We start from the raw sequence: 22468 nt of genomic DNA, 5'->3' as shown, positions 1-22468 counted from the left end.
AGGTGCCTCAGGCGCCCGACTCCGTGACGGTCAGCCCGACGCCGAACGCCCGGCGCACGAGCCCGGCCTGCCCCTCGGCCGCCCAGCGCGCGACGGGGGCGCCGTCGGGGCCGCAGGCCATGTGGAGCACGACGTCGTCGCCCTCGCGCCGGACGGTGACGGAGCGGACGGCCCCGTCGTGCCCGCGGTCCATGCCCTCGGCCAGCCGCAGGAGCGCGGCCATCCGGCCCAGGCGGGCCTCGTCGTCCTTCTCCGTCAGCGCGCGGAACGGCCCCATCGTCGGGTTGCCCTTGCGGTGGTAGCGGATGCCCTGACCCACGAGGGCGGTCTCGGCGGGCGAGAACCCGGGCAGGCCGTTCGTCACGACGAGGTAGCGGCCGTGCTTGTGGTGGTCGTCGTAGCCGATGGCCATGCCGATGTCGTGCAGCGCCGCGGCGGCGGAGAGCAGCCCGCGCTCCGTGGGGTCGCCGTCGCCGACGCCCGCGGCGGCGAAGCCGTCGAAGAGCTCGAGCGCCAGGCGCTCCACGTGCGCGGAGTGCGCGACGTCGTCGTCGTAGCGCGCGGCGAGGTTGCGCACGGACGCCTCGCGCACGTCGGGGTAGGCGGCGAGCCCGGTGTCGCCGTGCACGCCCTCGAGCTGGCGGTCGAGGAACACGCCCTCGCGCAGGCCGAACTCCGTGGCCTCGACCGCCTCGATGCCTGTGACCCGCAGGACGGTGGCGATCGTGACTGCGGCACCGAGGATGACGTCGCCGCGGGAGGGCTTGATGCCGTCGACCTGGCCGCGCTCCTTCGGCGACATCGCGGCGAGGTCGTCGACGAGCGCCTCGAGGGTGTCGCGCGAGACGCGGACGCCCTGCACGCCCAGGTCGGTCGAGCCGTGGCGGTGCTGGACCGCGGTGGCGAGGTTGCGCACGGCGCCCCCGACGCCCACGAGCCGGTCCCCGACGTCCTCCACCCACGGGGCCTGCAGCAGCTCGTCCTCCACGTGCTTGCGCAGCGCCTTGAGGCCGTGCTTGCTCGCGGGGCCGTCGCCCGGCAGGAACGTCTCCGTCGTGCGCACCGCGCCCAGCCGCCACGAGCGGGCGTCGGCCGCGCGGCGGTCGCGGGTGCGGACGAGCTGCATCGAGCCGCCGCCGATGTCGAGCACGCCGCCGTCCGAGAGCGTCGTGGAGTTCACCGCCGCGAGGTGGCCGTAGGCGGCCTCCTGCGCCTGGCTGATGACCCGGGGCTTCAGCAGCGCCTGCGCGCGGCCGTCCTCCAGGATCTCGGCCTGGTTCGGCGCCTCGCGGATCGCGCTCGTGGCGACGGCGTCGATGCGCTCCGACGTCAGGCCGTGGGCCCGGCAGAAGTGGTCGAACAGCTGGATCGCGGTGAACGCCCGGCCGAGCGCGCGGGGCTGCAGCGCGCCGTCAGGGCCGAGCTCGGCCCCGATGCGCACGGGCTCGTACAGCTCGGCCGTCTGGCGCCACGCGCCGCCGGGCAGGGCCGCGACCTCGCGGGTCGGGTCGACCGCGAAGACGACCATGCGGAACGTGTTCGAGCCCAGGTCGACGACCGCGCGGCGCGCGGCGAGGTCCCGCGACGGCGTCGCCATCAGTCGTTCGTGCGCTCGAGCAGCTCGATGCGGTACCCGTCGGGATCGCGGACGAAGCACAGGCGCGAGCCGCCCTGCTTCACGCGGTAGGGCGGCTTCTCCGGGGTGATGCCCTGCTCCGCCAGCTCGGCGAGCGTGGCGTCGAGGTCGGCGGACGAGACGGCGATGTGGCCGTAGCCCGTGCCGATCTCGTACTCCGAGACGCCGTGGTTGTAGGTGAGCTCGAGCCGCGGCCCGTCACCGGGCAGGCCCATGAAGACGTTCGTCGCCGAGTCGCCGACGGGCGAGCGGCGGATCTCCTCGAAGCCCAGCGCGGAGTAGAACGCCACGGACCGATCGATGTCGCCGATGCGGTAACAGGTGTGCAGCAGGCTGGCCATGGGGCGAGAGTACCCAGCGCAACCGCCGGCACCCGTCACGCCTCGCCGGCGGGCCGGCGCTCGGCCGCGGCGCTCGACCCCTGCGCCGGCCGACCGCGGTCGCCACGGACCGACCCCCGGCGTATGCGAGCATCGGGGCATGGCCGACCTCGTCGTCGAACGCATCGAGATCCCCGCTTTCGTGGGCAACTCCTACGTCGTGGGGTTCCCCGGCGGGCCCTGCGCCTTCGTCGACGCGGGCGCCGACGCCGCGAAGATGATGGAGGCCGCGGCGCGCCACGGGATGACGCCCGCGGCGGTGCTCCTCACGCACCACCACTACGACCACGTCTCCGAGCTCGAGGAGATCCTCGACCGCGTCGGCCGCGTCGACGTGATGATCCACGCGTTCGAGCAGCCCCTGGCCGAGGAGTTCGTCACGGGCTTCACCCAGAACATCGAGGACGGCGAGGTCATCCGCATCGGCGACGACCTCGAGCTCAAGGCCGTGGCGACGCCCGGCCACACCGCCGGCATGCTGAGCTTCGTCGGCCACGGCCACGTCTTCACGGGCGACACGCTCTTCCGCGAGTCCGTCGCCGGCGTGCGCGCCCCGGGCCACACGACCTTCGAGGACCTGCGCTCGTCCATCATGGACACGCTGCTGGAGCTGCCGGACGAGACCGTCGTCGTCTCGGGGCACAACCGCCCGTCGACCATCGGTCACGAGCGCGAGCACAACCCGTTCGTGCGCGTCTGGCGCGGCCTCGACCCCGAGGGCGACGCGCCCGTGATCGTGTCGCTGCCCGACGACGACGGCATCACCCAGGAGCACGACGTGCGCCTCGTCCTCGAGGCCGCCGACTACGACGGCGGCACGAAGTGCTGGATCCGCTGGCCGGACGGGGCTGACGATCTCGTCCCCGGCAGCAAGGTTCGCCGCCCCTGAGACCTGTGGCCGGGTCGAGATCGTCACCGCCACGTTCGGGGGCTGACGATCTCGTCCCCGGCAGCAAGGTTCGCCGCCCCTGAGACGCGGCGCCGCCCGCTTCAGCACCCGCCCCACCCCACGTAGGAGACCCCCATGGCCCAGGACCCCGATCAGCCGCAGGAAGACCGCATCGAGCAGCTCGTCGCGCGCGAGAAGGAGCTGCGCGAGCACGCCGACCACGGCGGGCGCGGCCTCACCGACGACGAGCAGGCCGAGCTCGAGCGCGTGCAGGTGCGCCTGGACCAGCTCTGGGACCTGCTGCGCCAGCGCCGCGCGCTGCGCGAGGCCGGCCGCGACCCCGACGAGGCGAACGTCCGCGACGCGGACACCGTCGAGCACTACGAGCAGTAGCAGGTGTAGGGCGAAGGGGGCCCGGTCCGACCCGGAGTACGATCGCTCCATGGCCGAACGACGCAGCCGGCGCCGGCGACCCGACGAGGCCGGCGTCGAGGGCGACGAGCGCACCGAGGTGATGCCGACCGGGCGCTACCGCCGGGCGGCGTCCCTCGGCCGCCTCGCCGCCGGCGTCGCGGCGCGCGAGGGTGCGACGCGCGTGACGAACCTCGGCCGCACGGACGAGGAGCGCTCCCAGCGCATGTCGGAGCAGCAGTTCCGCACGGCGGACCAGATCGTCGACGTGCTCGGGACGATGAAGGGCGCGGCCATGAAGGTCGGCCAGGTCCTGAGCTTCATGGACGTCGGGCTGGTGCCGCCGGAGCACCGCGAGGAGTTCCAGCGCAAGCTCGCGAAGCTGCGCGACATGGCCCCGAGCGTCGCGTTCCGCGACATGAAGCGGGTCATCGAGGCCGACATGGGGCAGGGGCTCACGGACGTCTTCGCCGAGTTCGACGAGACGCCGATCGGTGCCGCGTCCATCGGTCAGGTCTACCGTGCCCGGCTGCACGAAAAGCCGCGCGGCTGGGAGACGGACGTCGCCGCGGTCAAGGTGCAGTACCCCGGGATCGACGTCGCCGTCCGCTCCGACCTGCAGAACCTCGGCCTGATCCTGCGGCTGGCGAAGGCGGTGGCGCCCGGCATGGACGTGCAGGCGGTGGGCGACGAGATCCGCGAGCGCACGATCGAGGAGCTCGACTACGAGCTCGAGGCGCAGAACCAGCGCTCGATGGCGCGGCTCTACCGCGGCCACCCGTTCGTTGTCGTCCCCGGCGTCGCCACCGAGCTGTGCGGCAAGCGCGTGACCGTCACCGAGTTCGTGCAGGGCGAGGGCTTCGAGGCCTGGCAGGGCAAGGACCAGGAGGAGCGCAACCGCCTCGCGGAGATCGTCTTCCGCTTCTACTACGGCAGCGTGTGGCGTGACGGGCAGTTCTCCGCCGACCCGCACCCGGGCAACTCGATCCTGCTCGCCGACGGCCGCGTCGCGTTCCTCGACTTCGGGCTCTTCCACCGCATCTCGCGCGAGATGGTCGAGCTGCAGGCCGAGACGATCCGGCTCTGCATGGCCCGTGACGGCGAGGCGCTCCTGCAGCACATGATCGACGTGCGCTGGATCCCGCCGAGCATCGGCTTCACCGCGCAGGACGCGATGGAGATCGCCGAGAAGCTCGTGTGGTTCGCGATGGACGACGAGGTCGCCCACCTCGTGCCCGAGGACGTCGCGACGATGGTCTTCGAGGTCTCGGACCCGCGCGCCCCGCACTGGGCGAAGGTCCGCCGGGCCACCGTGCCCGCGGAGTACGTCTGGAGCCTCCGCCTCGGCGGCATGGCGATCGCCGTCTGCGCGCAGCTCGATGCCCGCCTGAACTACCACCGCATCGTGCGGGAGTGGCTCATGGACGGCGAGCCCGACAGCGAGCTCGGGCGGATCGAGCGGGCCTGGCTGGCCGGGCGCGGCCGCTGAGCCACGGGCCGGCCGGGGGCCGGGCCCGCGCGGCCGGCCCAGCCCCGGGTGCGGGGCGGGGCCGGCGGAACGCCTAGGCGGCCGCGCGTGCCGCGTCGGCGCCCGGGCGCAGCGCGTCCCGGGTGACGGTGACGGCCAGCAGTGCGAGGCCGGTGGCCGCAGCCGCGGCCGCGAACGCGGCGGCGGGGGAGGTCAGGCTCACGAGCCCGCCGGCGGCCGCGGCACCGAACGCCGCGCCCGCGAACATGCCGGAGCCGAGCCACGTGAAGGCCTCAGTCACGGTGCCCTCCGCGGCGAGCTTGCCGCACAGGCCGTAGACCGTCGCGAACAGCGGGGCGATGGCCGCGCCGGCGACGACGAGGACGGCGCCGACGGTCCACAGGTTCGGTGCGACGGCCAGCAGGCCGTGGCCGACGGTGCTGGCGGCGAGCAGCACGAGCAGCGTGCGGATCGGCGACGCCGCGGGGCCGTGATGCGCGGACCACAGGCCCGCCACGAGGCTGCCGATGCAGTACGCGGCGAGCAGCAGGCCGAGGGCGGCGGGGCGGCCGGCCTCCTCCGCGCTCGCGCTGATCGCGACCTCGGCCGCGCCGAAGGTGAAGCCGATGCCCGTGGTGATGGCGAGGAGCGTGCGGATCGACGCGCGCTTGAGCGGGCTCGCCCCGGCGGAGCGCCGCTCGCGGGTCGCGGGCATCGCGCGGGACTCGGGCGAGCGGGCGAAGAGCACGGTGGCGAGGAAGAGGGCGACGCTGGCGGCGATCAGGCCGAGCGCCGGGTCGTGCGCGGCGATCAGGCTGATGAAGACCAGCGGGCCGACCATGAAGGTGATCTCCTGCGTCGACGCCTCGACCGCGAGCGCGGCGTGGCGGACCGTCGGGTCGGGCACGATGTGGCCGAAGAGGGCACGCAGGCAGGGCGCGATCGGCGGCTGGAACGCGCCCGAGACGAGCGCGAAGGGGAGCAGGATCCAGGCGGGGCTCGAGTTCGGCAGCAGGCCGGCGACCAGCGCGGTGACGCTGGCGATCGTGACGCTGCAGACGAGCACCACGGGCTGGCCGAGGCGGTCGATCGCCTTGCCGAGCAGCGGAGCGCCGAAGGCCATGCCGACGCCGGCGACGGCGGAGACCCCGCCGGCCAGGGCGTAGGAGCCGCCCAGGTCGCGGGCGCGGAGGAGGAACAGCAGGCCGATCACGGCCTCTGGCGCGCGGGCCACCAGGGACAGCAGGAGGAGCCGGGCCACGCCGGGGCTGCGCAGCGCGGCGACCGCTGGGCTGCTGGGTATCGCCGTGGTCGTGGACATGACGATCACGTTACTGATGCGCGCATCAGTTAGGCGTGCGAGCGCGCACGCAGCCGACGGCGTCGACGCGGCTCAGCGCAGGACGGCGTCGAGCGCGTCGTCGAGCACCCGGGTGGCGGCGTCGGCGTCGACGAGACCGCCGTTCAGCGCCGGGCCCAGGCCGTCGGAGATCGTGATCAGCAGCGTGGCCACGGCGTCGACGTCCAGGCCGTCGGGGACGTCCCGGCCGCGACCGGCGCGCAGCGTCGCGGCCAGCGCCGCGACCCACGCGCCCTGTCGGGCGCGCACCGCCTCGCGGACGACGGGGGAGAACCGCGAGCGGCTCGTCACCTGGCTCCACAGCTCACGCCCGTCGGAGTTCGACTGCTGATCCGGGATCGTGGCGCGGCGGAGGAAGAGCACGACGGCGTCCCGGCCCGGTGCCGCGGCGCTGACGTCGTCCTCCACGTCCTGCAGCTCGCGCTCGTCGGCCCGCACGAACGCCTCGGCGACGAGCTCGTCGCGGGAGGAGACGTGGGACGAGACGAGGGGCTGGGAGACGCCGGCCGCGTCCGCCACGTCCTGCAGGCGGAAGCCCTGCACGCCGCGGTCGACGATCACGCGCGCCGCCGCGTCGAGGATCGTGGCCCGGCGCTCGGCGTGGGTGAGTCGTGTGCGACCGACGGGAGGCATCGGGGCGAGTATCCCAGCGGGCCCGGCTCAGGCGTCCGCGGGCGCGACGGGCGGCCCGGCTCAGGCGTCGGCGGGCACCAGCGCGTCGCCGACGGCGACCTCGCCCGGCCGGACGACCGCGAGGTAGACGCCGGCGTTCGCGCCGTTGCGTGCCCCGATGCGCCGCAGGACCGTCGGCCCGGCCGGCACCTCGTCGCCCTGCGCCCGCGTCGTCATCACGCAGCGCCCCGTCGCCTCGGCGACCTGGAGCAGCGCCCCGCCGAGCCGCAGCCGCCGGCCGACCCAGCCGTCCTCCGCGAACTCCGGCGCGCCGGGCGGGGTGTCGAGCACGACGTTCGCGCGCAGGCGCAGGGGGTCCAGCGGCGTGCCGTCGTCGTCGGCCAGCGCCCCCAGCGTCGAGGACGTGACGAGGTGCAGGGGCGCGGCGTCGTGGTGGCGGCCCCAGCGGTAGCCGCGGTCGCCCCGGTCGAACCGCAGCTCGCGGCCCAGGTGCTCCGAGAGCAGCGCGTCGCCGTCCGCAGTGCCGGCGACGGCGGTGCGGCCGTCGGGGAGCGTGACGACGACGGCCCCGTCCCCGGCGGTCTCGGCGCGCAGGTCGAGCATGCCGTCGACGAGCCGCCAGCGGCCGCGGTTCGTCTTCGCCGACGCCCAGTTGCGCAGGCGGTCCAGGAGCGCCCAGGCGCGATCGCCCTCGAGGCCCGCTTCGTCCAGGGCCGCGCGCCCCAGCGTCTCGCCGCGCATGGACTTGACCGGGAACCGGTGCAGGGAGCGGACGGTGCCGAGCGCGGGATCCATGCGGGCACGATAGCCCTCGCCACGCCGTCCGTCTCGGCTCCCGGCACCTCGTGCGAGGGTGGACGGCGGGCCCGCGGGGCCGCGCCGGGGCGTCGGCGTCTGCGACCATGGCCTCTTGGTGCAGGCCCTCCAGCGACGCCCGTACGGACGCCGCGGATCCCCCTGCCCGGACGCGTGGGGGCCCCGGTGATCGCGGTCCTGGCGGCGCACGGCGTCGCGGCCCTCCTGGCCCCGTGGCTCGTCTCGGCGCTCGGTCGGCGCGCCTTCCTGCTGCTCGCGCTCGTGCCCTTCGGCGCCGCGGCGTGGGCGGCGACGCAGACGTCCGGGGTGACGGGCGGCGGCACGGTGGAGCAGGTGCACTCCTGGGTGCCGACGCTCGGCCTGGACCTCGCCTTCCGCCTCGACGCGCTGTCGCTCCTGATGGCCCTGGTCGCCGCCGGCGTGGGTGGTCTCGTCCTCGTCTACTGCTCGCGGTACTTCGGGGCGGGCGAGGCGGGCCTCGGGCGCTTCGCGGGGGTGCTCGTCGCCTTCGCGGGGGCGATGCTCGGCCTCGTCCTGGCCGACGACCTGCTGCTCCTCTACGTGTTCTGGGAGCTCACGACGGTGCTCTCCTTCCTGCTCGTCGGCCACGCGGCCGACCGGCAGGGCGCGCGCCGCGCGGCGATGGACGCCCTGATGGTCACGACCTTCGGCGGGCTCGCGATGCTCGTCGGCGCCGTGATCGTCGGCCAGGCGGCCGGCACCTACCGGATCTCGGAGATCGTGGCGAACCCGCCCGGCGGCACCGCGGTCTCCGTCGGCGTGGTGCTGCTGCTGGTCGGGGCACTGTCGAAGTCGGCGCTCGTGCCGTTCCACTTCTGGCTCCCCGGCGCGATGGCGGCCCCGACGCCCGTCTCGGCCTACCTCCACGCCGCGGCGATGGTGAAGGCCGGCGTCTACCTCGTCGCGCGCCTGGCGCCCGCCTTCGCCGACCTCGCGGCGTGGCGGATCGCCCTCCTCGTCCTCGGCTGCGGCACGCTGCTGCTCGGGGCGGCCCGCGCGCTGCGCCAGCACGACCTCAAGCTCCTGCTCGCGTACGGGACGGTCTCGCAACTGGGGTTGCTGATGGTGCTGGTGGGCCACGGCTCGCGCGACGTCGCGCTCGCCGGGATCGGGTTGCTGCTCGCCCACGCGCTCTACAAGTCGGCGCTGTTCCTCGTCGTGGGGATCGTCGACCGCTCCACGGGGACCCGCGACCTGCGGGTGCTCTCCGGGCTCGGCCGGGCCCGGCCACGGCTCGCGGTGATCGGCGGGCTCGCCGCGGCCTCCATGGCCGGCGTGCCGCTGTTCGCGGGCTTCGCGGCGAAGGAGACGGCGTTCGACGCGCTGCTGCACGGCGACGGCGTCGACGTGGCGGTGCTCGTCCTGATCGTGGTCGGCGTCGCGCTGACCGCCGCGTACGCGTGGCGGTTCTGGTGGGGCGCGTTCGCCACGAAGGCCGACGTGCCCGACCGTCGCTGCGCGGGCGGCGACCTCGGCTTCGAGGCGGCCCCGGCGCTCCTGGCCGCCGGCGGTCTCGTGCTCGGCCTGGCCTTCTCGGCCATCGACCCGCTCGTCGGCCGCTACGCCGACACGGTCCCTTCGGCGCTGCCCGAGAAGCTCCACCTCGCGGCGTGGCACGGGTTCGGCCCGGCGCTTGGGCTCTCGCTCCTGGCCCTCGCCGGTGGCGCGGCGATCGTGCTCGGGCAGCGGCGGATCCTGGCGGCCGCGCGGGCGGCGGGCGACGCGGCCCTCACCGGTGCCGTGACGACGGGTGCCGCCGCCACGGGCGTCGCCGTGGGCGGCGGAGGGGCGGGTGGCCCGGCCGTCGCCGCGCCGCGGCTGCGGATCCCGGAGGCGCGCACGGTCTACGTCGGCCTCGTCCGCGGCACGGAGCGCGTCTCCGTCGGGGCCGCGCGCGCCACGCAGTCCGGCTCGCTGCCGGTGTACCTCATGACGATCCTCGTCGTGCTCTGCGCGGCGATGATCACGGCGCTCATCCTGGGCCGGCCGTGGGACGTCGACGTGCGCCTGTGGGACGGGCCGCAGCAGGGCGCGATCGCGCTCCTGATCGTCGCCGGTGCGATCCTGACGCTCCGCTCCCGCCGGCGGCTGAAGGCCGTCGTCCTCAGCGGCGTCGTCGGCTACGGCGTCGCGACGCTGTTCGCGCTGCACGGGGCGCCCGACCTGGCGCTGACGCAGTTCCTCGTCGAGACGCTCACGCTCGTGGTCGTCGTCCTCGTGCTGCGGCGGCTGCCCACGCACTTCACGGGCACGGTCTCCGGGCTCGGGCGCCGGCGCGTGCACCTCGCGGTCGGCATCGCCGTCGGCACGCTGATGGCGCTGCTGACGCTCGTCGTCGCCGGCGCCCGCGAGGCGGTCCCCGTCTCCGAGCTCTTCGCCGCCGCCTCGGCGCTGGCGGGCGGGAACAACATCGTCAACGTGACCCTCGTCGACCTGCGCGCCTGGGACACGATGGGCGAGATCGCCGTGCTCGTCGTCGCGGCCACCGGGGTGACGAGCCTGATCTTCCTGCGCCGCCGCTCGCGCGGCGCGCCGCGGTTGTCGGACCCGTCGTCCGACTCCCCCGTCTGGGCGATCCCGCACGCCGAGGCGCTCGCCTCGCCCGCGGCCGCCACCCCTGGCTCGCCGCTGGCCGTCCGCCAGCACCCCGCCCGCGGGGCCGGCGTCGCCCGCCGGGCGCAGGGCTGGCTCGTGGCGGAGAACACGCTGGCTCCCGAGCGGCGCTCCCTGCTGCTCGAGGTCGTCGTCCGGCTGATCTTCCACACCATCCTGGTGCTGTCGGTCTACCTGCTGTGGGCCGGGCACGACCTGGCGGGCGGCGGGTTCGCCGGCGGCATCGTCGCGGGCCTCGCCTTCACCGTGCGCTACCTCGCCGGCGGGCGCTACGAGCTCGGCGAGGCCGCCCCGGTCGGCGCCGGCCTGCTCATCGGGATCGGCCTCGTCGTCACCACGGGCACCGCCCTGGCGGGTGCGGTGGTGGGCGACGCGGTCCTCCAGGGCGGCTCCTGGTACCTCGACATCCCCGTGCTGGGCACGCTCAAGCTCTACAGCTCGACGCTCTTCGACGTCGGCGTCTACCTCGTCGTGGTCGGCGTGGTCCTCGACGTGCTGCGCAGCTTCGGGTCCGAGATCGACCGCCAGGTCGACGAGGAGACCCACACGCCCCGCCCGACCGTCGAGCGCGCCCCGGCGTCCGCGACCGCCGCCCCGGCCGCGGCCTCCGCCCCGACGCGAGAGGAGCGCGCATGAGCGTCAGCGCCGTCCTCGCCGTCGTGGTCGGGGTCCTCGTCGCCGGCGGCGTCGTGCTGCTGCTCGAGCGCAGCCTCACCCGCGTGCTGCTGGGCGCCGCGCTGCTGGGCAACGGCATCAACGTGATGATCCTGGCGATGGGCGGCGCGGCCGGCGAGGCGCCGATCATCGGGCAGGGGCCGAAGGACGAGATGGCCGACCCGATCCCGCAGGTCATGATCCTGACGTCGATCGTCATCACGTTCGCGATGACGGCCTTCCTCCTCGCCCTCGCGTACCGCTCCTGGCAGCTGCAGGGCAACGACGAGGTCCAGGACGACGTCGAGGACCGGCTCGTCGCCAACCGTCGCGAGTCCGAGCCCGAGGACACGGGCGCCGACGCCGACCTCGAGGCCGCGCAGGACGCCCAGGCCGCGGTCGAGGAGACCCCGTCGAAGGCCGACGACGCCGCGATCGGGCGGGAGCACGCATGAGCGACGTCTCGGGCCTCGTCCCGCTGCCCGTCGTCCTGCCGCTGCTCGCGGCGGGCGCGAAGTTCGCGATCGGCACCCGCCTGCCGCGCCTGAACCGCGCGATCAGCGTCACCACCCTCACCGCCGTCCTGGCGATCGCGGTGATCCTCCTGGTCGCGGCGGACCGGCACGGGCCGCAGGTCGCCGCGATCGGCGGCTGGCAGCCGCCCGTGGGCATCGTGCTCGTGGCCGATCGCCTGTCGGCGCTGATGCTCGCGATCTCCGCCGCGGTCACGCTCTGCGTCCTCATCTACTCCTACGGCCAGGGCACCGCCGACGACGAGCGCGGGCTCCCGCTCGCGGTCTTCCACCCGACGTACCTCGTGCTGGCGGCCGGGATCTCGAACGCGTTCCTGGCGGGCGACCTGTTCAACCTCTACGTCGGCTTCGAGATCCTGCTTGTCTCGAGCTACGTGCTGATCACGCTGGGCGGCACCGCCTCGCGCATCCGCTCCGGCACGACGTACGTCGTCGTCAGCCTGCTCTCCTCGCTGCTGTTCCTCGCCGCGATCGGGCTGGTCTACGGCGCCACGGGCACCCTGAACCTGGCGGACCTGTCGCTGCGGCTGCGCGATCTCGACCAGAACGTGAAGCTCGTCCTCGAGCTGGCGCTGCTGCTCGCGTTCGGCATCAAGGCGGCCGTCTTCCCGATGTCGGCGTGGCTGCCGGACTCCTACCCGACGGCCCCCGCCCCGGTGACGGCGGTGTTCGCCGGCCTGCTGACGAAGGTCGGCGTCTACGCGGTGATCCGCACGGAGACGCTGCTCTTCCCGGACGACCAGCGCGTGGCGGCGACGCTCATGGTCGTCGCGCTGCTGACGATGGTCGTGGGCATCCTCGGCGCGGTCGCGCAGACCGACGTCAAGCGCATGCTGTCCTTCACGCTCGTCAGCCACATCGGCTACATGATCTTCGGCGTCGCCCTGGGCTCCCAGCTCGGGCTCTCCGGGGCGATCTTCTACGCGATCCACCACATCACGATCCAGACCACGCTCTTCCTGACCGCGGGCATGATCGAGCGGACCGCGGGCAGCACCTCGACGGAGCGGGTGGGTGGACTGGCCAAGACGGCACCGCTGCTGGCCGTGCTGTTCTTCCTGCCGGCGATGAACCTGGCGGGGATCCCACCCTTCTCCGGGTTCCTGGGCAAGCTCGCGCTGATCGAGGCGGGTGGTGAGGACGGGACCGCGCTGGCGTGGATCCTCGTCTTCGGGAGCGTGCTGACCAGTCTCCTCACGCTCTACGCGGTCGGCAAGGCGTGGAGCCGCGTGTTCTGGCGCGCACCCCGCGTGGCGATGCCGGGCACGGTGGCCAGCGCCCCGGCGCACGTGCCGGCCGCTGCGGTCGGCGAGGTCCCCGGCGCGACGCTCGGCGGCCGCGAGATCCGCCGCGGCGGCGCGATGCCGCGGCTCATGACGGGAGCGACCGCCGCGCTCGTCGTGCTCGGGCTCTCCTTCACCGTCGTCGCGGGCCCGCTGACCGACCTGACCGATCGCGCCGCCGTCGAGCTGCGTGACCGCGACGGCTACGTCGACGCCGTCGCGCCCGCCGCGACGGTCCGCACGGACGGCGGCACCGTCGCCGTGCCCCGCGACGGCACGGACCGGCCCACGGACGCCCGGGGCCGCGTGCTCGAGCCCGCCGAGGGAGGCACTCCGTGAGCCCGACGCGGCGCGTGCAGCGGCGTCCCGCCCGGGGCGCCTGGATCCTCCAGCCCGTCAGCGTCGTCTGGCTCGTCGTCCTGTGGCTGCTCCTCTGGGGCCGGATCAGCCCGGGCCTCGTGGCGTCGGGCCTGGTCGTGGCCCTCGTCGCGATCGCGCTGTTCCCGCTGCCGCCGATCGCCATCGAGGGGCGTCCCCGGCCGATCCCCGTCCTGCGGTTCCTGCTGCGCTTCGCGTGGGACATCGTCCGCGCGTCCGTCGGCGTCGCGAGCCTCGCCTTCCGCCGCGACCAGGAGGCCCCGACGGCCGTCATCGGCGTCGAGCTCGTGACCCGTTCCGACCTGATGCTCACCCTGGTGGCCGAGGTGCTCTCGCTCGTCCCCGGCAGCCTCGTCGTCGAGGTCGACCGCACCGGACCGATCCTCTACCTGCACCTCATCGGGGTACGCGACCGGGCCGACGTCGAGCGCGAGCGGGCCCGCGCCCGCGAGACGGAGGCCCGGATGATCCGGGCGTTCGGCTCGCCCGCCGACCGCGACGCCCTCGCCCGCGACCGGGCGGCGCGGCCGCTCGGGGCCTCGGCGGCGGTCACCTCCGCGTCGACCACCGGCGCACCCGGCGACCCGGAGGCTCCGCGATGACCGTCGTCCTGTGGATCGCCGCCACGATGCTCGCGCTCGCCGCGGTGCTGTCGATCGTGCGCGTCGTGCGCGGCCCGTCCGCGCTGGACCGCGCCGTGGCGATGGACGTGCTGCTCTCCTGCGCGATCGGCGGCATCGGGCTCGAGGCCGCCTACGGCCGCCACGGCACGACGCTCCCGGTGCTCGCCGTCCTGGCGCTCCTGGGCTTCGTGGGCTCCGTGGCGATCGCGCGCTTCGGCGCGGGCCTGGGCGACGACGACCCCGAGCCCGGGGCGAGCACCGGCGGGGCGCCCGCGGCCTCCGGCCCGTTGACGACGCCGACCCCCGAGCGCCGCGACGACGGCACGAACACCCCGGCGGGTGGCCCGCGATGACCACCGTGCTCGACGTGCTCGCGGCGATCTGCCTGCTCGGCGGCGCGGCGCTCTCCCTCGCGGCGGCCGTCGGCGTCGTGCGGTTCCCCGACGTCCTCTCGCGGATGCACGCCGCGTCGAAGCCGCAGGTCCTCGGCCTGCTGCTCGTCCTGATCGGCGTGGGGCTGCGCCTGCGCACCCAGTTCGACATCACGACGCTCGTCCTCGTCGCCGTCTTCCAGCTCACGACCGCACCCGTCGCCGCCCACATGGTCGGCCGGGCGGCCTACCGCACCCGCCGCCTGCGCCGCGACCTGCTGATCGTCGACGAGCTCGGGGAGCGGCTCGACGCGGGCCGCGAGGGCGGTCCGCCGGGGCCGTCGGACGGGCCGGGGCGCCCCGACGGCTGAGCGGCGCGACCGCCGCCCCTAGAGCGTCGCGAAGCGCCCGTCCTCCTGGAGCACCTCGCCGTCGGCCAGCAGCTTGCCGCCGTGGCGCAGGTCGCAGATGAGGTCCCAGTGCAGGGCGGACTCGTTCGTCCCGCCCGTCTCGGGGTAGGACCGGCCGAGCGCGGTGTGGACGGTGCCGCCGATCTTCTCGTCGAAGAGGATCACGCCGATCGCGCGGTCGATGCCGAAGTTCGTGCCGATGCCGACCTCGCCCAGGCGCTGGGCCCCGTCGTCCGTGGCCAGCGCGCGCTCGAGGTAGTCCGCGCCCGTGTCGGCACCGTGGGCGACCACGACCCCGTCCTGGAACGTCAGCTCGACCCCCGCGACGTCGACGCCGGCGGGAGAGGACGGGACGGTGTAGCGGATCGTCCCGGTGGCGCTGGCCTCGAGCGGCCCGGTGAAGACCTCGCCCGAGGGCATGTTGCGCCGCCCGTCCGAGTTGACCCACGTGCGGCCGGCCACGTTCAGCGTCAGGTCGGTGCCCTCGGCGACGATGCGCAGCTCCTCCACGCCGTCGAGGCGCTCGATCAGCCGCGCCTGGAAGTCGCGCAGGCCCGTCCACGCGCGGATCGGGTCCGTGCGGTCGAGGAACGTCGCGCGGCTGACGAACGCGGCGAGCTCGCGCAGCGACATGCCGGCCTGCTCCGCCAGTGCGGCGGTCGGCCACAGCGTCGTCGCCCAGCGGCTCGACAGCGTCAGCTCGCGCGACTCGTGGCGACCGCGGGCGGCGCGGGCGAGCGTCTCGGGGTCGATGTCGGCCAGCGCGCGGGTGTCCTCCGGCGCCTGGATCGACAGGGAGCGGTCGGCCTGGCGGGCCTCCTCCAGCCCCAGCGGCGAGGCGCCGTCGAGGTGGCGGTCCTTCGCGTGGCGGTAGAAGGACTCCGTCTGCCCCGGCAGCTCGACGCGCAGCAGCGGCCAGGCGTCGGCCTGGAGCACGGCACGCTGCAGCTCGACGAGCAGCGGGGCCGCCAGGTCGGTTGACCGGATGAGCACCTGGTCGCCGGGCTCGGGCTCGAGGCAGTAGCCGACGAGGAGGTCGGCGAACGCTCCCGCGTCGAGCTCCGAGGCGACGACCGCGTCGTCGTCCTGGTCGTCGAGGGCGGGGGAGGAGTGCGGCAACGGGGGCCTCGGTTCGGGTGGGGTAGGGGACGACGGTCCGCGGGGTGCTGGGCGGCGCAGGAGCGCTTCGCGCGGTGGCCGGGAGGCCGGACCGCTAGGGCGCCTGCATCTCGGGGAACCACTCCGTCAGGTGCTCGCGCAGGACGGTGCGGATCCACGTCCGCTCCTCGGCGCTCGCCACCCGGAAGCGGGCGATGAGCGCCTTCTGCCCGGTCGTGGGGACGTCGTCGACGCTCCAGCCGACGACGAGCCGCTCGAAGAGGAACTCGACGGCGCGGTGCCAGACGTCCTCGCGGGTCATGGCGGCCTGGCCGACCTCGCCGCCGACGGTCTGCGCGTAGAGCGTGCGCGTCTTCGGCGTCATCGCGCAGCGCAGGTCGAGCGTCATCCGCCCGTCGGGGCTCGTGTACGGCACCGTCGGCAGCTCGGGGAGCGCCGGGGCCGGGGAGCGGTTCCTGCTCTGCTTGCGCTTCTTCGCCACGGTCTGCGGGACGCGAGGCGCGGCGGTGCGCCGCGCCGTGGGGTCCGTGGCCGAGTCTAGAGGTAACGTGCTTCGTCCCATGGTCCGTCCGCAGCACGTCCCCTCGCCCCGGTCTCCGCGATGACCAGCGGGCGCGCAGCGAAGGAGCTCGGCCGCGGCGAGCGGGTCATCCCCGGGGTGTGGCGGCTGCGACTGCCCTTGCCGTGGCCCGGCGTGCCGCACGGCAACGCGTGGGCGGTGGCCGCCGGCGACGGCGTGGTCCTCTTCGACACGGGGATGCACCAGCCGGGCTCGCTGGCGCACCTCGAGCGGGCGATGGACATGGTCCACCTGCGCCTCGAGCTCGTCCGGCAGGTCGTGCTGACCCACGCGCACGTCGACCACTGCGGGCAGACGACGCCGATCGTGCTGCGCTCGGGGGCCGAGGTCTGGTGCCACCCGGACCACGAGCACCTGACGAAGTGGCTGGCCAACCCGGAGGGCTACTGGGAGCGGCGCGTCGAGATCGCCCTGCAGTCCGGCGTGCCCGAGCCGGTGGTGCGGCAGGCCTCGGACCAGGTGCGCACGGAGGACATCGGGATCGCCGGCGGCCTGCAGGTCGACCACGACCTCGTCGACGGGGTCGAGATCGCGACGGACCTCGGGCCCTTCGTGGCGGTCGAGACGCCGGGCCACGCGCCCTCCCACGTCTCCCTCTTCAACGCCGAGCGGCGGATGCTGATCTCGGGCGACCACCTGCTCGGCCGCGTCTCGCTGTTCTTCGACTTCGGCTACACGCCCGACCCCGTCGGCGAGTTCCTGGAGTCCCTGAACCGGGTCGAGGATCTCGACGCCCGCCTCGTGCTCTCGGGCCACGGCCGCACGTTCACCGACGTCGAGGGGCACATCCGCGCCAACCGCGAGCTCGTGGCCGACCGCCTGCGGGCGACGGAGGAGGCGCTGGCCGCGGGCGAGCCGCTGACGGCGGTCGAGATCGCACCGCTGGTCTTCGGCACGGAGATCACGGCGGAGAACGGCACCTGGCTGCTGACGGAGATGCTCTGCTTCCTCCGTCACCTCGAGGTCACGGGTCGCGTCGTGAAGGTCGACGCCGAGCCCGACCGCTTCCGCCTGGCGTAGAGCGGTCCGCCGGAGGGCGTAGCGGTCTTCGCGCGACGGGTGGGCCGGCTCGCCGTCGATCCGTCGGCCGCATACCATCCACGGCGATGCGCATCGACGAGATCATCGAGACGTCGGACGAGCCGACGTTCTCGTTCGAGTTCTTCCCGCCGAAGACGGACGAGTCCGAGGTCCTGCTGCACGAGGCGCTGGAGACGCTGCGCGAGATGCAGCCGTCCTTCGTCTCCGTGACCTACGGCGCCGGCGGCTCCTCCCGCGACCGCACGATCAACGTCGTGCGCAACCTGCGCGTGGAGCACGGGCTCGAGGCCATGGCGCACCTCACGTGCGTCGGCGCCACGAAGGACGAGATCCGCACCGTCCTCTCCCAGATGCGCGACGCGGGCATCGACAACGTGCTCGCCCTGCGCGGCGACCCGCCCGGGGGCGAGGAGAAGTTCTCGCCCACCCCCGGCGGCTTCGGCAGCTCGCCCGAGCTCACGGCGCTGATCGCGGAGGAGTTCCCCTTCGCCGTCGGCGGCGCGGCCTACCCCGAGCCGCACCCCGACGCCCGCCACGACGACGACGACGTCCAGACCGCGAAGGCGAAGGTCGAGGCCGGCGCGAAGTTCCTGATCACCCAGATCTTCTACGACAACGCGGACTACTTCTCGTTCGTCAACCGGCTGCGTGACGAGGGCATCGACGTCCCCGTCATCCCGGGCCTGATGCCGATCACGTCGATCGGGCAGTCCCGCGGGTTCCTGAAGAAGATCGGCGCGCGGATCCCGGAGGGCTACCGCCGCGAGCTCGACGCGCGCGAGGACGACCCCGACGCGATCAAGAGCCTCGGCATCTCGTACGCCACCCTGCAGGCGGCCGAGCTGCTGGCCCAGGGCGCGCCCGGCATCCACTTCATCACGATGAACCGCAGCCCGGCGACGCGCGCGATCCTCTCCACGCTGCGCCTGCACCGCCCGTGGGAGCGCACCCCGGAGGCCCCCGCGGGCCCCCAGGGCGTCGCCGCCCAGGCCTGAGCGCGCCCGCGTCCGCCGGGGCGTCCCCCGGCGGGCCCCGCGGTCGTCGCGGCCGCTGCCCCGTGTCGTCGCGGCCCCGTCCGGCCGGTCGCACAGGCGGATCCGCGGCCCGATGTGGTGCCCCCACCCTCGGTGGGTAGGGGTCCCCGAGCACAGGGGATCCTTACCGCCGGCCGCTAGGGTCTGGCGGGCGGGACCCTGGAATCGAACCCGAACCCCCGGAGCGCGACATGGTGGACTTCAACAAGCTCGTCGGCAAGGCCAAGAACCTGGCCGGCCAGCACGGCGACAAGATCGACCAGGCCATCGACAAGAGCGTCCAGGCGGCCGACAAGGCCACGAAGGGCAAGTACGGCGAGCGCCTCACGGGCAGCGCCGAGAAGCTGAAGGGCGCCGTCGACCGCGTCGCCGAGACGAACGCCGGCCGCGCCGCCGACGCCGGCCACGGCGCGCCGGCGCGCACCGACGCGGACCGTCCCTCCGGCACGGGCCCGGCCGCGGGCAACGCGCCGGCCACGGAGGCCCACCCGGTCCAGCCGCCCGTCCCGACGCAGGAGCAGGCGTCCGGCGGCGCCGTCCCCGACCCGGGCGCCCCCACGGGCGGCACGCCCGGCGACACCCCGGCCACGGGCGGCTCCGCGAAGGGCGACGCCTGAGCCAGCAGGCGGCCGGCCCCCAGGGCCGGCCCTCCGCCCCGCGGCCGTACACGCTCCGCCGCTCGCGCCGCGCGCGGCGGATCACGGTCCGCGTCGACCCGGACCGCGGGCTGATCGTCACGATCCCGGCCCGCGGCACCGTCGCCGAGGCCGAGCGCGCGCTGCGCGAGCTCGACGGCTGGATCGCCCCGCGTGTCGCGGCGCTCGAGGACCGACGCCGACGCGCGGCCGACTCCGCCGCCCTCGGGCTGCCGTACCTCGGCCGCGTGCTGGAGCTGCGGCCCGAACCCGGCCGCTCCCGCGTCCGCCGCGACGGCGACGCGCTGCTCGTCCCCGAGGACGCCGCCCAGCGGGGCGCGGCGCTGACCGCCTGGTACCGGGCCCGCGCCCGCGCCGAGGCCGCGCCGCGGCTCGAAGCGGCCGTCGCGGCGATCGGCGCCCGCTACTCCCGGCTGCGGATCACGGACACCCGGACCCGCTGGGGCTCCTGCTCCAGCACGGGCACGATCAGCCTCTCGTGGCGGCTGGTCCTCGCGCCCGAGGCGTGCCTGGACTACGTCGTCTGGCACGAGGCCTGCCACCTCGTCCACCCGCACCACGGCCCCACCTTCTGGGCGCTGCTGCAGGAGCACGTGCCCGACTACCGCGAGCCGTCGGCCTGGCTGCGGGCGCGCGGGACGGACCTGCGCCTGCTCATCCCGGCGTAGGACCGGCACGCCGACCGCGGCCGTCGGCGCGGGTTCGCCGCGGTCCATGGCGCGCTACGACCGCCCGATGGCCCGCGGGGCGGCCCGCCCGTGAGGGGGGGTGCCGCGGCCTACGCCGCGTGGGCGGCGCTGCGGGGCCGCGCGCGCACGACGGTGGTGCGGCGGCCGGGACGCATGCGGCGCCGGTGGACGAGGCGCTCCACGCGACCCGTGTGGGGCGGCAGCGTCGTGGTGACGTCGTTCGTGATGCCCTGGCGGCGCACGGTGATGTCGCCGCCCATGCGGCGGAAGAGGCCCTCGGACTGCAGGTTGCCGGAGAGCATCGAGCCCGTCAGCTCCTCGACGCCGCGCTCGACGGCGAGGTCGGCGAGTGTGATCGCCAGGGCGCTGCCCAGGCCGGTGCCCTGCGCGCGGTCGGCGACGACGAAGGCGGCCTCGGCGCGCGCCGGCTGGTCGGGGTAGCGCACCCAGCGGGCCACGCCGAGGATGACCTCGGGGCGCTGGGGGTCCAAGGCGACGACCGCGACGTGGTCCTGGCCGTCGACGTTGCAGAGGTAGCGGGTGTCGCTGCGGCTGAGCTGCGGCTTGGCGCTCAGGAAGCGGTTGCGGACCGTGTCCTCCGACAGCGTCGCGTGGAAGCGCCGCAGCAGCGGGGCGTCCTCGGGAGCGATCGAACGGACGATCACGGTCGTTCCGTCGTGGAGGGGTACGAGCACATACCGATCGTCCTCCCCGGGCGCGTCCCGCTGGGCAACCGCGGTCACACGAACGGTCGGGATGGGTCACACAACCCCGATACCGATCAGAAACGATCACGGCCGTGCACCGACGGCGTCCCCGTCAGACGCCGCCGGATCCCGGCGGCACGCGCCGCCCGGTGCGCGGGTGGCGCTCACGCAGCCGTGGGCGCACCGTCGTCAGCAGCGAGAGGTAGGCACCGCTGCGGGCGTGGTACGAGGTGCCCAGGGCGATCGTGCGGTGCAGCCGGGCGGGCAGCCGGCCCGTCGCGAGCACGAGCAGCCAGCCCAGCAGCGCGGAGGGGAGCACCAGGGCGCCGAGGGCCACGTCGAGGACGACCATCCCCGGGACGGCCCGCAGGCGCCGGAGCGCGTCACGACGGCCGCGCGGCGTGGCCCCGACGGGCACGTGCAGGTCGACGGCGTGCCTACCCCGCCGGCGGCGCAGCGGCGGGGGCTGCTCGTCCGTGAGCAGGTAGACCGTGCCGTTCAGTCGGGCGTAGTGGCGGTGCGTCGCCGTCAGCAGGCGGGCGAGGGGCGAGGGCAGCCGGCCGGTGAGGAGGGCCAGGATCCACGCGACGACGCCCGCGGGGCAGGCGACGAGCGCGAGGAGCGCGGCCCCGGCGACGCGCGGCGCGATCCGCACGGGGTGCAGCAGCGCCGCCCGGCGGTCCCGGGCGGCGCGGTGCGGCGCGACGTAGGTCGCCGCGCCGGTCCTGCGGAGGCGGTGCCTCAGCTGCGGTCGTCGATCGGCACGTACGAGCGGGTGCGCTCGCCCGTGTAGATCTGCCGCGGGCGGGCGATCTTCTGCTCCTTGTCCTGCACCATCTCGAGCCACTGGGCGATCCAGCCCGGGGTGCGGCCGATGGCGAACAGAACCGTGAACATCTCGACCGGCAGGCCGAGGGCCTCGTAGATCAGGCCGGAGTAGAAGTCGACGTTCGGGTAGAGCTTGCGCTTGACGAAGTAGTCGTCCTCCAGCGCGATCCGCTCGAGCTCCTGGGCGACCTCGAGCAGCGGGCTGACGCCCGTGACCTCGAAGACGTCGTCCACGGCCTTCTTGATGATCTTGGCGCGCGGGTCGAAGTTCTTGTAGACCCGGTGACCGAAGCCCATGAGCTTCTTGTCGCCCGACTTGACCGACTCGATGTAGGCCGGGACGTTCTCGACCGTCCCGATCTCCTGGAGCATCTCCAGGACGGCCTGGTTGGCGCCGCCATGCAGCGGGCCGTAGAGGGCCGCGATGCCGGCCGTGACGGCCGAGTACGGGTCGACCTGCGAGGAGCCCACCGCGCGCACGGACGACGTGGAGCAGTTCTGCTCGTGGTCGGCGTGGAGGATGAGGAGGACGTCGAGCGCCTTGGCGATCCGGGGATCGGCCTGGTACTTCAGCTCGGCGATCTTGAACAGCATGCCGAGGAAGTTCTCGGCGTAGTTCAGGTCGTTGTCCGGGTAGACGTACGGCATGCCCTTCGCGTGGCGGTACGCGAACGCGGCGAGCGTCGGGACCTTGGCGATCAGGCGGACGATCTGCTCGTAGCGCAGCTGCTCGTCCTTGATCTCCTTGGCCTCGGGGTAGAACGTCGACAGCGCGCCGACGGAGGCCAGCAGCATGCCCATCGGGTGGGCGTCGTAGCGGAAGCCCTCGACGAACGACTTCACGTTCTCGTGCACGAACGTGTGCGTCGTGATCGCGTGCGTCCACTCCGCGAGCTCGTCCGTCGTCGGCAGCTCGCCGAAGATCAGGAGGTAGGCGACCTCGAGGAACGTGGCCTTCTCGGCGAGCTCCTCGATCGGATAGCCCCGGTACTCGAGGATCCCCTTGTCGCCGTCGATGAACGTGATCGACGACCGACACGACGCGGTGTTCGTGTACGCCGGGTCGTACGTCATCAGGCCGAAGTCGTCGTCTCCGGTCTTGATCTGACGGAAGTCCATGGCGCGGACCGTGCCGTCGCTGATCGGGACCTCGTACTGCTTCCCCGTCCGGTTGTCGACGACGGTCAGCGTCTGCTGGTCCGTGGCTACGGCCGCGTCGCCGCCGCGCTCCTGGGTCTCGCTCATGGGACTCCTCGATCTCTCAATCCGCTTGCAGGATCCAGTCTATGCCCCACGGCGCCAACCGTCGTCGCGCCGGTATACAAGCCTGCTCAC

At 74.4% G+C, this 22468-nt stretch carries 23 protein-coding genes; 13 read left to right on the top strand and 10 right to left on the bottom strand.

Annotated elements, in window-relative coordinates:
- Positions 1-7: 7 nt before the first annotated feature.
- Together F593_RS0100780 and F593_RS0100775 are read right to left on the bottom strand one after the other, a co-directional pair.
- The gene (locus F593_RS0100780; RefSeq protein ID WP_022926858.1) at positions 8-1597 is read right to left on the bottom strand and encodes a Ppx/GppA phosphatase family protein; all 1590 of its coding nucleotides are present in this window, start codon (positions 1595-1597) and stop codon (positions 8-10) included.
- Positions 1597-1977 (bottom strand): VOC family protein, encoded by a 381-nt coding sequence (locus F593_RS0100775; RefSeq protein ID WP_022926857.1) that lies wholly within the window; start codon positions 1975-1977, stop codon positions 1597-1599. Before F593_RS0100775 ends, F593_RS0100780 begins: the two co-directional genes overlap by 1 nt.
- Positions 1978-2116: 139 nt before the next feature.
- On the opposite strand from F593_RS0100775, the gene F593_RS27515 reads away from it, so the two are divergent.
- The 3 genes from F593_RS27515 (at position 2117) to F593_RS0100760 (ending at position 4805) form a co-directional block, all read left to right on the top strand.
- Positions 2117-2905, top strand: a complete 789-nt coding sequence (locus F593_RS27515; RefSeq protein WP_022926856.1) for an MBL fold metallo-hydrolase — start codon at positions 2117-2119, stop codon at positions 2903-2905.
- Positions 2906-3040: 135 nt separating this feature from the next.
- Complete coding sequence (locus F593_RS0100765; RefSeq protein WP_022926855.1) at positions 3041-3298, top strand: DUF2630 family protein; 258 nt, start codon at positions 3041-3043, stop codon at positions 3296-3298.
- 49 nt (positions 3299-3347) lie between these two features.
- Entirely contained in the window at positions 3348-4805 is a 1458-nt protein-coding gene (locus F593_RS0100760) for an ABC1 kinase family protein (RefSeq protein WP_022926854.1), read from the top strand.
- Between the two features lie 73 nt (positions 4806-4878).
- Here the strand turns inward: F593_RS0100760 and F593_RS0100755 are convergent, their stop codons facing one another.
- The 3 genes from F593_RS0100755 to F593_RS0100745 all read right to left on the bottom strand — a co-directional run bounded on the left by F593_RS0100755 (position 4879) and on the right by F593_RS0100745 (position 7572).
- The gene (locus F593_RS0100755) at positions 4879-6105 is read right to left on the bottom strand and encodes an MFS transporter (RefSeq protein ID WP_022926853.1); all 1227 of its coding nucleotides are present in this window, start codon (positions 6103-6105) and stop codon (positions 4879-4881) included.
- A gap of 72 nt (positions 6106-6177) precedes the next feature.
- Positions 6178-6777: a TetR/AcrR family transcriptional regulator gene (locus tag F593_RS27510; protein WP_022926852.1), complete on the bottom strand. Its 600-nt coding sequence runs from the start codon at positions 6775-6777 to the stop codon at positions 6178-6180.
- A gap of 60 nt (positions 6778-6837) precedes the next feature.
- A complete protein-coding gene (locus F593_RS0100745) occupies positions 6838-7572 on the bottom strand; it encodes an MOSC domain-containing protein (RefSeq protein ID WP_022926851.1) in 735 nt (244 codons plus the stop codon).
- Positions 7573-7758: 186 nt separating this feature from the next.
- On the opposite strand from F593_RS0100745, the gene mbhE reads away from it, so the two are divergent.
- The 6 genes from mbhE to mnhG are packed head-to-tail and all read left to right on the top strand — an operon-like array spanning position 7759 to position 14440.
- The gene (gene mbhE / locus F593_RS27505) at positions 7759-10863 is read left to right on the top strand and encodes a hydrogen gas-evolving membrane-bound hydrogenase subunit E (RefSeq protein WP_051160401.1); all 3105 of its coding nucleotides are present in this window, start codon (positions 7759-7761) and stop codon (positions 10861-10863) included.
- Positions 10860-11336 (top strand): Na(+)/H(+) antiporter subunit C, encoded by a 477-nt coding sequence (locus tag F593_RS0100735; protein ID WP_022926849.1) that lies wholly within the window; start codon positions 10860-10862, stop codon positions 11334-11336. Before mbhE ends, F593_RS0100735 begins: the two co-directional genes overlap by 4 nt.
- Positions 11333-13036: a Na+/H+ antiporter subunit D gene (locus F593_RS21320; RefSeq protein ID WP_022926848.1), complete on the top strand. Its 1704-nt coding sequence runs from the start codon at positions 11333-11335 to the stop codon at positions 13034-13036. Before F593_RS0100735 ends, F593_RS21320 begins: the two co-directional genes overlap by 4 nt.
- A complete protein-coding gene (locus F593_RS21315) occupies positions 13033-13677 on the top strand; it encodes a Na+/H+ antiporter subunit E (protein WP_022926847.1) in 645 nt (214 codons plus the stop codon). The genes F593_RS21320 and F593_RS21315 overlap by 4 nt, the downstream gene beginning before the upstream one ends.
- On the top strand, positions 13674-14051 hold the full coding sequence (locus F593_RS21310) for an MrpF/PhaF family protein (RefSeq protein WP_022926846.1): 378 nt from the start codon (positions 13674-13676) through the stop codon (positions 14049-14051). The genes F593_RS21315 and F593_RS21310 overlap by 4 nt, the downstream gene beginning before the upstream one ends.
- Positions 14048-14440 carry a monovalent cation/H(+) antiporter subunit G gene (gene mnhG / locus F593_RS0100715; protein ID WP_022926845.1) on the top strand — a complete coding sequence of 131 codons (393 nt, stop codon included), beginning with the start codon at positions 14048-14050 and terminating at the stop codon, positions 14438-14440. The genes F593_RS21310 and mnhG overlap by 4 nt, the downstream gene beginning before the upstream one ends.
- A gap of 18 nt (positions 14441-14458) precedes the next feature.
- Here mnhG and F593_RS21305 read toward each other — a convergent pair whose 3' ends face one another.
- The gene (locus F593_RS21305; protein ID WP_022926844.1) at positions 14459-15598 is read right to left on the bottom strand and encodes an aminopeptidase; all 1140 of its coding nucleotides are present in this window, start codon (positions 15596-15598) and stop codon (positions 14459-14461) included.
- 94 nt (positions 15599-15692) lie between these two features.
- The gene (locus F593_RS0100705) at positions 15693-16160 is read right to left on the bottom strand and encodes a hypothetical protein (protein WP_157251446.1); all 468 of its coding nucleotides are present in this window, start codon (positions 16158-16160) and stop codon (positions 15693-15695) included.
- Between the two features lie 39 nt (positions 16161-16199).
- Between F593_RS0100705 and F593_RS0100695 the strand changes: the two genes are divergently transcribed.
- The 4 genes from F593_RS0100695 (at position 16200) to F593_RS29030 (ending at position 19577) form a co-directional block, all read left to right on the top strand.
- Positions 16200-17198 carry an MBL fold metallo-hydrolase gene (locus tag F593_RS0100695; RefSeq protein ID WP_022926842.1) on the top strand — a complete coding sequence of 333 codons (999 nt, stop codon included), beginning with the start codon at positions 16200-16202 and terminating at the stop codon, positions 17196-17198.
- A gap of 86 nt (positions 17199-17284) precedes the next feature.
- Positions 17285-18214 carry a methylenetetrahydrofolate reductase [NAD(P)H] gene (gene metF / locus F593_RS0100690; protein WP_022926841.1) on the top strand — a complete coding sequence of 310 codons (930 nt, stop codon included), beginning with the start codon at positions 17285-17287 and terminating at the stop codon, positions 18212-18214.
- A gap of 230 nt (positions 18215-18444) precedes the next feature.
- Positions 18445-18870 (top strand): antitoxin, encoded by a 426-nt coding sequence (locus F593_RS30505; RefSeq protein WP_022926840.1) that lies wholly within the window; start codon positions 18445-18447, stop codon positions 18868-18870.
- Positions 18867-19577 carry a M48 family metallopeptidase gene (locus F593_RS29030; protein ID WP_084629349.1) on the top strand — a complete coding sequence of 237 codons (711 nt, stop codon included), beginning with the start codon at positions 18867-18869 and terminating at the stop codon, positions 19575-19577. Before F593_RS30505 ends, F593_RS29030 begins: the two co-directional genes overlap by 4 nt.
- Positions 19578-19687: 110 nt before the next feature.
- Here the strand turns inward: F593_RS29030 and F593_RS27500 are convergent, their stop codons facing one another.
- The 3 genes from F593_RS27500 to F593_RS0100665 form a co-directional block, all read right to left on the bottom strand.
- On the bottom strand, positions 19688-20293 hold the full coding sequence (locus F593_RS27500; protein WP_022926839.1) for a GNAT family N-acetyltransferase: 606 nt from the start codon (positions 20291-20293) through the stop codon (positions 19688-19690).
- Positions 20294-20417: 124 nt separating this feature from the next.
- Positions 20418-20960, bottom strand: a complete 543-nt coding sequence (locus F593_RS0100670; protein WP_022926838.1) for a DUF4389 domain-containing protein — start codon at positions 20958-20960, stop codon at positions 20418-20420.
- Between the two features lie 86 nt (positions 20961-21046).
- Positions 21047-22378: a citrate synthase gene (locus F593_RS0100665; protein ID WP_022926837.1), complete on the bottom strand. Its 1332-nt coding sequence runs from the start codon at positions 22376-22378 to the stop codon at positions 21047-21049.
- Positions 22379-22468: the final 90 nt, after the last annotated feature.

It is taken from the genome of Patulibacter americanus DSM 16676, from assembly GCF_000420025.1.
In the GTDB taxonomy this organism is placed as follows: domain Bacteria; phylum Actinomycetota; class Thermoleophilia; order Solirubrobacterales; family Solirubrobacteraceae; genus Patulibacter; species Patulibacter americanus.
The sequence above is the reverse complement of the archived record's forward strand: the minus strand, read 5'-3'. Positions and strand labels throughout refer to the sequence as shown.

Coding starts and splice junctions, on each gene's coding strand:
- F593_RS0100780 (WP_022926858.1), bottom strand. CDS start 1,597: ATGGCGACGCCGTCGCGGGACCTCGCCGCGCGCCGCGCGGTCGTCGAC.
- F593_RS0100775 (WP_022926857.1), bottom strand. CDS start 1,977: ATGGCCAGCCTGCTGCACACCTGTTACCGCATCGGCGACATCGATCGG.
- F593_RS27515 (WP_022926856.1), top strand. CDS start 2,117: ATGGCCGACCTCGTCGTCGAACGCATCGAGATCCCCGCTTTCGTGGGC.
- F593_RS0100765 (WP_022926855.1), top strand. CDS start 3,041: ATGGCCCAGGACCCCGATCAGCCGCAGGAAGACCGCATCGAGCAGCTC.
- F593_RS0100760 (WP_022926854.1), top strand. CDS start 3,348: ATGGCCGAACGACGCAGCCGGCGCCGGCGACCCGACGAGGCCGGCGTC.
- F593_RS0100755 (WP_022926853.1), bottom strand. CDS start 6,105: ATGTCCACGACCACGGCGATACCCAGCAGCCCAGCGGTCGCCGCGCTG.
- F593_RS27510 (WP_022926852.1), bottom strand. CDS start 6,777: ATGCCTCCCGTCGGTCGCACACGACTCACCCACGCCGAGCGCCGGGCC.
- F593_RS0100745 (WP_022926851.1), bottom strand. CDS start 7,572: ATGGATCCCGCGCTCGGCACCGTCCGCTCCCTGCACCGGTTCCCGGTC.
- F593_RS0100735 (WP_022926849.1), top strand. CDS start 10,860: ATGAGCGTCAGCGCCGTCCTCGCCGTCGTGGTCGGGGTCCTCGTCGCC.
- F593_RS21320 (WP_022926848.1), top strand. CDS start 11,333: ATGAGCGACGTCTCGGGCCTCGTCCCGCTGCCCGTCGTCCTGCCGCTG.
- F593_RS21310 (WP_022926846.1), top strand. CDS start 13,674: ATGACCGTCGTCCTGTGGATCGCCGCCACGATGCTCGCGCTCGCCGCG.
- mnhG (WP_022926845.1), top strand. CDS start 14,048: ATGACCACCGTGCTCGACGTGCTCGCGGCGATCTGCCTGCTCGGCGGC.
- F593_RS0100705 (WP_157251446.1), bottom strand. CDS start 16,160: ATGGGACGAAGCACGTTACCTCTAGACTCGGCCACGGACCCCACGGCG.
- F593_RS0100695 (WP_022926842.1), top strand. CDS start 16,200: ATGACCAGCGGGCGCGCAGCGAAGGAGCTCGGCCGCGGCGAGCGGGTC.
- metF (WP_022926841.1), top strand. CDS start 17,285: ATGCGCATCGACGAGATCATCGAGACGTCGGACGAGCCGACGTTCTCG.
- F593_RS30505 (WP_022926840.1), top strand. CDS start 18,445: ATGGTGGACTTCAACAAGCTCGTCGGCAAGGCCAAGAACCTGGCCGGC.
- F593_RS0100665 (WP_022926837.1), bottom strand. CDS start 22,378: ATGAGCGAGACCCAGGAGCGCGGCGGCGACGCGGCCGTAGCCACGGAC.